Raw genomic sequence first — 1,169 nt, forward strand, 5'->3', positions numbered from 1 at the left:
GACCCGGGCCCAGGCGAACTCCAGGTGGTGGGGCGGGCCCGAGCGCGCGGCGGTCGCGATCTCGTGGAAGCGGCCGAGCACGGCGGCGGCCTCGTCGGGCCCGCGCTGCTCCAGGACCGCCTCCGCCAGCCAGCCGACGCTCTGGCTGACGGTCACCTCGCTGTGGGTGAGCCGCGCGGTCCGGACGCTGTCGCGCAGGTCGTTCTCCGCCTCGGCCAGGTCGCCCCGCAGCAGCCAGCAGCCGCCCCGGATGTGGGTGTAGAGGCCGAGCAGCGCCAGCGACCCCTGCGCCAGCGACGTCTCGACGGCCGCGGTCGCCCCGGCGAGGCCCTCGTCGAGGTCGCCGAACGGCAGCACGCTGTAGGAGGGGGCGAGCGACCGGCCCCGGATCTCGGGGGAGTCGTTCGGGTCGGCCGGGTCGACCGGCCGGGCCGCCAGGCTCGCGACGGCCCGGCGGGCCAGGTCGAGGCCGCGCGGGTCGGCGGTGTGCAGGTCGTAGGCGGCCAGGGTCCCGTCGAGGCTGGCGGCGGCGATGGTGCCGGTGCGGGGCAGGCTGTGCAGGCGGTCGACCTCGTCGGGGGTGAGGGGCGGCGCCGAGCCGGTGGAGGGCCCGGCGACGACGATGGTCTCCAGGCGGCGGCACAGGTCGTCGAGGCCGGGAGGCAGCGCGCCGAGCAGCCCGGTGACCAGCTCCGTCGCCTGGCCGCCGCGGCCGGCGTACACCAGGGCGAGCCCGGTCAGCACCGTCAGCCTGACCCGCGTAGCGAGGTCGGGCCCCATCGCCAGCGCGCCCGTCAGGTGGTCGACCGCGAGGTCGTGGTCGAAGCGCAGCGCCGCCATCCCGGCCTCGATCTCCAGCCCGACGCGTTCAGGACCGGGCGGCAGGCCGGTCAGCGCGTGCCGGAGATAGGCGTGCGCGGCCTGCGGCGCGCCCCGCGACAGGGCGTCGGCCCCGGCCTCCCGGAGCGGCCCGGTCATCGTCGCGGCGTCGACGGGGGTGACCCGCAGCAGGTGGGCGGCGACCTTCTCGGCCCCGGCCCCGGCCGCGCGCAGGCACTCGGCCGCGCGGGCGTGCGCCTCGGCCGCCCGGCCGTGGTCCATCCGCTCGTGGACGGCCGCGCCCACCAGCGGATGGACGAAGTCGTAGGCGCGCGGCCCGGAGCAGACGA

General features: G+C 78.3%; 1 protein-coding gene. It reads right to left on the bottom strand.

Translation table 11 applies throughout. The features are described from left to right. A partial coding sequence (locus FDA94_RS39730; protein WP_212735714.1) for a hypothetical protein occupies positions 1-1,169 on the bottom strand: 1,169 nt, incomplete at both ends.

The organism is Herbidospora galbida (genome assembly GCF_005233835.1).
Taxonomy (GTDB): domain Bacteria; phylum Actinomycetota; class Actinomycetes; order Streptosporangiales; family Streptosporangiaceae; genus Herbidospora; species Herbidospora galbida.